This is a genomic window from uncultured Aquincola sp. (genome assembly GCF_964001545.1).
Taxonomy (GTDB): Bacteria; Pseudomonadota; Gammaproteobacteria; order Burkholderiales; family Burkholderiaceae_C; genus Aquincola.
This window is the reverse complement of sequence record NZ_CAXFDV010000835.1, coordinates 1-4352: the sequence shown is the minus strand read 5'-3', so window position 1 is coordinate 4352 and position 4352 is coordinate 1. Positions and strand designations below refer to the sequence as shown.

At 70.1% G+C, this 4352-nt stretch carries 5 protein-coding genes; all 5 read right to left on the bottom strand.

Annotation, left to right across the window (positions count from 1 at the left end; all coding sequences use genetic code 11):
- Window positions 1-96 precede the first annotated feature (96 nt).
- Window positions 97-1410, bottom strand: coding sequence for a histidinol dehydrogenase (hisD, locus tag ABNT58_RS28865; protein WP_348756788.1), 1314 nt, complete (start codon window positions 1408-1410; stop codon window positions 97-99).
- Entirely contained in the window at window positions 1407-2048 is a 642-nt protein-coding gene (gene hisG, locus ABNT58_RS28860; protein ID WP_250198779.1) for an ATP phosphoribosyltransferase, read from the bottom strand. Before hisG ends, hisD begins: the two co-directional genes overlap by 4 nt.
- A complete protein-coding gene (gene murA / locus ABNT58_RS28855; RefSeq protein ID WP_348756787.1) occupies window positions 2045-3340 on the bottom strand; it encodes a UDP-N-acetylglucosamine 1-carboxyvinyltransferase in 1296 nt (431 codons plus the stop codon). Before murA ends, hisG begins: the two co-directional genes overlap by 4 nt.
- Before the next feature lie 93 nt (window positions 3341-3433).
- Complete coding sequence (locus tag ABNT58_RS28850) at window positions 3434-3709, bottom strand: BolA family protein (protein ID WP_250198777.1); 276 nt, start codon at window positions 3707-3709, stop codon at window positions 3434-3436.
- 10 nt (window positions 3710-3719) lie between these two features.
- Window positions 3720-4352 (bottom strand): DUF3734 domain-containing protein (locus ABNT58_RS28845; RefSeq protein ID WP_348756786.1); only part of this gene is annotated, 633 nt, incomplete at its 5' end.

The window sequence follows — 4352 nt, the reverse complement described above, 5'->3', positions numbered from 1 at the left end:
TCGGCCACGCTGTCTTCCATCGTCACGGTGACGTTTTTCATCGGACCCGCCCACTGAGTTCGTGTATCACGATCTTCGTGCAACACGAACTTCGTGTCAACGCTTCAGCCGGAACTCCGCCGCCTGCGCGTGGGCTTGCAGGCCCTCGCCGTAGGCCAGTTCGGCCGCCACCTGGCCCAGCACCTGGGCGCCGGCTTCACTCACCTCGATCAGGCTGCTGCGCTTCTGGAAGTCGTACACGCCCAGCGGCGACGAGAAGCGCGCGGTGCCCGAGGTGGGCAGCACATGGTTGGGGCCGGCGCAGTAGTCGCCCAGGCTTTCGCTGGTGAAGGCGCCCAGGAAAATGGCGCCGGCATGCTTGAGCAGCGGTTCCCAGCGGTGCGGGTCGCGCGAGCTGACTTCCAGGTGCTCGGGCGCGATGCGGTTGCTGATGTCGCAGGCCTCTTCCATCGAGCGGGTGTGGATCAGCGCGCCGCGGCCTTCCAGCGAAGCGCGGATCACGTCCTTGCGCGGCATGCCGGGCAGCAGCCGCTCGATCTCGGCGCGCACCTGCGCGATGTAGCCGGCATCGGGGCACAGCAGGATGCTTTGCGCCAGCTCGTCGTGCTCGGCCTGGCTGAACAGGTCCATCGCCACCCAATCGGGCGGCGTGCTGCCGTCGGCCAGCACCAGGATTTCGCTGGGCCCGGCGATCATGTCGATGCCCACGGTGCCAAACACGCGGCGCTTGGCGCTGGCCACGTAGGCATTGCCCGGGCCGGTGATCTTGTGCACCGCCGGCACCGTGGCCGTGCCGTAGGCCAGCGCGCCCACCGCCTGCGCGCCGCCGAGGGTGAAGGCACGGTGCACGCCGGCCACATAGGCGGCGGCCAGCACCAGCGCATTGCGCTCGCCCTTGGGCGTGGGCACCACCATCACGATTTCACCCACGCCGGCCACCTGGGCCGGGATGGCGTTCATCAGCACGCTGGACGGGTAGGCCGCCTTGCCGCCGGGCACGTAGATGCCCACGCGGTCCAGCGGCGTCACCTTCTGGCCCAGCAGCGTGCCGTCTTCGTCGCGGTACTGCCAGCTCAGGCCGCAGGCCTGCAGCTGGCGCTCGTGGTAGCTGCGCACGCGGCGGGCCGCGAACTCGATGGCATCGCGCTGCGCCGCGGGCAGGCCCTCGAAGGCGGCCTTCAGCTCGTCGCGGGTGATTTCCAGCGCGGCCACCGAATCGGCCTGCAGGCCGTCGAAGCGCGCGGTGTACTCCAGCACCGCCACGTCGCCACGCGCCTGCACGTCCGCCAGGATCTCGGCCACCCGCTGCTCGATCGCATGGTCGGTTTCGGCCGACCAGTGCAGCACGCGCTGGAACTCGGCTTCGAAGTCGGCGGCGGTGGTGGCGAGCTGGCGGAGGGCGAGGGTCATGGCTGGATCGCGGATTCGAAGGCGTCGATGAGGGGCCGAAGCACGTCGGCCTTGAGCTTGAGCGCGGCCTGGTTGACCACCAGGCGCGAGGAGATGGGCATGATCTGCTCCACCTCCACCAGGTGGTTGGCGCGCAGCGTGCTGCCGGTGGACACCAGGTCGACGATGGCATCGGCCAGGCCCGTCAGCGGCGCCAGCTCCATGCTGCCGTAGAGCTTGATCAGGTCGACGTGCACGCCCTTGTCGGCAAAGTGCTGGCGGGCCACGGTGGTGTACTTGGTGGCCACGCGGATGCGCGAACCCTGCTTGACCGCGGCGGCGTAGTCGAAGTCGGCCCGGGTGGCCACGCTCATGCGGCAGCGGGCGATGTTCAGGTCCAGCGGCTGATAGAGGCCGCTGCCGTCGTGCTCCAGCAGCACGTCCTTGCCGGCCACGCCCATGTCGGCGCCGCCGTACTGCACATAGGTGGGCACGTCGGTGGCGCGCACCAGCACCACGCGCACGTCGGGCCGGTTGGTGGGCAGGATCAGCTTGCGCGAGGTTTCCGGGTCTTCGGTCACCTCGATGCCGGCGGCCTTCAGCAGCGGCAGCGTCTCGTCGAAGATGCGGCCCTTGGACAGTGCGAGGGTGACGGTCATGCGTCGCCCCTGTCGGCGGCGCCGGCGATACGCTCGATGTCGGCGCCCAGCGCGCGCAGCTTCACTTCCATGCGGTCGTAGCCGCGGTCCAGATGGTAGATGCGATCCACGATCGTCTCGCCCTGGGCCACCAGGCCGGCGATCACCAGGCTGGCCGAGGCGCGCAGGTCGGTGGCCATCACGCGGGCGCCCGACAGCCGCTCCACGCCCTGCACCACCGCGGTGTGGCCGTCCACCTCGATGTTCGCGCCCAGGCGCTTCATCTCGTCCACGTGCATAAAGCGGTTCTCGAAGATGGTTTCGGTGATGCGCGCCGCGCCCTCGGCCACCGCATTGACGGCCATGAACTGCGCCTGCATGTCGGTGGGAAAGGCCGGGTACTCGCTGGTGCGGAAACCCACTGCCTTGGGCCGGGCGCTGGCGCGCACGCGGATCCAGTCGTCGCCCGACGTGATGTCGGCGCCGGCTTCACGCAGCTTGTCGACCAGCGCATCGAGGTGGTGGATGCAGGTGTCGCGCAGCGTCACGTCGCCGCCGGTGGCCAGCACCGCGCACAGGAAGGTGCCGGTCTCGATGCGGTCAGGGATGGTGCGGTGGCCGCCGGTGGGCGCATGCAGCCGCTCGACGCCGGTGATGCGCAGCCGGCCGGTGCCGATGCCTTCGATCTTGGCGCCCATCTTGACCAGCATCTCGGCCAGGTCGGTGACCTCGGGCTCCTGGGCAGCGTTTTCCAGCACCGTTTCGCCTTCGGCCAGGGTGGCGGCCATCAGCAGGTTCTCGGTGCCCGTCACCGTGATCATGTCGGTGGTGATGCGCGCGCCCTTGAGCCGGCCGCCGGGCGCCTGCGCCACGATGTTGCCGTGCTCCACCACGATCTGCGCGCCCATGGCCTGCAGGCCCTTGATGTGCTGGTCGACCGGCCGCGAGCCGATGGCGCAGCCGCCGGGCAGCGACACCGTGGCGGTGCCGAAGCGCGCCAGCAGCGGCCCCAGCGCCAGGATGGAGGCACGCATGGTCTTGACCAGGTCGTAGGGCGCCACCGGATTGGCCACGTCGCTGGCGTCCAGCACCACTTCGTCGGGGCGGGCATCGTCCTGCCGGGCCTGCACGCCCATGCTGCGCAGCAGCTTCAGCGCGGTTTGCGTGTCTTTCAGGCTGGGCACGTTGCCCAGGTGCACCGGCTCGGCGGTGAGCAGCGCGGCGAACAGCTGCGGCAGCGCCGCGTTCTTGGCGCCGGAGATGCGCACTTCGCCCTGGAGGCTGCGGCCGCCGCGGATGAGGAGTTGGTCCATGTGGTGTGGGCTGGCTGTGCGGCGCCGCTGGCGGCAGCCGGGCCATCACGCACCGTGAGGCAGCCCGCCGCCCGCGGCTTGCCGCGGGGTCGATCAGTGGCGGTGGGGCTCGGCGGCGGGGCTGGCGGGCTGGGCCTGCCATTCGGCGGGCGTCAGCGTCTTCATCGACAGCGCGTGGATTTCCTCGCGCATGCGCTCGCCGAGCGCGGCATACACGCGCTGGTGGCGCTGCACGCGGCTCTTGCCGTTGAATTCGGCCGAGACGATGGTCGCAAAGAAATGGCGGCCGTCGCCTTCGACGTCGAGGTGTTCGCAGGGCAGTCCGGCGGCGATGAAGTCGCGGACCTGCTGGGGTGTGGGTTCGGCCATGGCGCGCGGATTATCGCCTGCGGCGTGAAGTCCTGCCCGCGCCGTTGTCCCGGTGCACGTCGTGGGTGACCACGGCGGCCTTGGGGCTGGGCGGATTCAGCCAGTCGGCATGGGCCAGGGTGCGGCGCACGTCGTCCAGGCCGCTGGCCCAGTGCTCACGCATGGTCAGCGGGCCGAACTCGTAGTCCTTGTTCAGGCCGTCCCACTCCTTGTCGCGGTAGATCAGCTGCACGATGTTGAGCTTGCGATCGCAGGCCTCGACGGCGGCTTCTTCGCACCACTCGCAGCCCACGCGGGCTTCGGGCGGCACCTTGGCCAGCACGCCGCGCAGCAGCGCGCGCAGCTTCTGCTCGCGCGCCATCAGGTCGGTGATGGCACGGGTGCGGCTGGAAAAGCGGATGTCCTTCTGCCGCTCCTCGATGTCGTAGAGGTTGGCCGGCAGCGGGCCGGTGGCGCTCCACAGGTCGACCTGGAAGGCCAGGGTGTCGCGCCGCGGCGTGTCGGCCAGCACCTCGGTCAGCGGCGTGTTGGACACCAGGCCGCCGTCCCAGTAACTCTCGCCGTCGATTTCCACCGCCGGAAAGCCCGGCGGCAGCGCGCCCGAGGCCATGAAGTGCTCGGCCCGCAGCCGGCCCTTCCAGGG

Excerpts from the sequence above, each read along its gene's own strand:
- ABNT58_RS28850 (WP_250198777.1), bottom strand. The coding sequence starts at position 3,709 with ATGGCCGAACCCACACCCCAGCAGGTCCGCGACTTCATCGCCGCCGGA.
- hisG (WP_250198779.1), bottom strand. The coding sequence starts at position 2,048 with ATGACCGTCACCCTCGCACTGTCCAAGGGCCGCATCTTCGACGAGACG.
- hisD (WP_348756788.1), bottom strand. The coding sequence starts at position 1,410 with ATGACCCTCGCCCTCCGCCAGCTCGCCACCACCGCCGCCGACTTCGAA.
- murA (WP_348756787.1), bottom strand. The coding sequence starts at position 3,340 with ATGGACCAACTCCTCATCCGCGGCGGCCGCAGCCTCCAGGGCGAAGTG.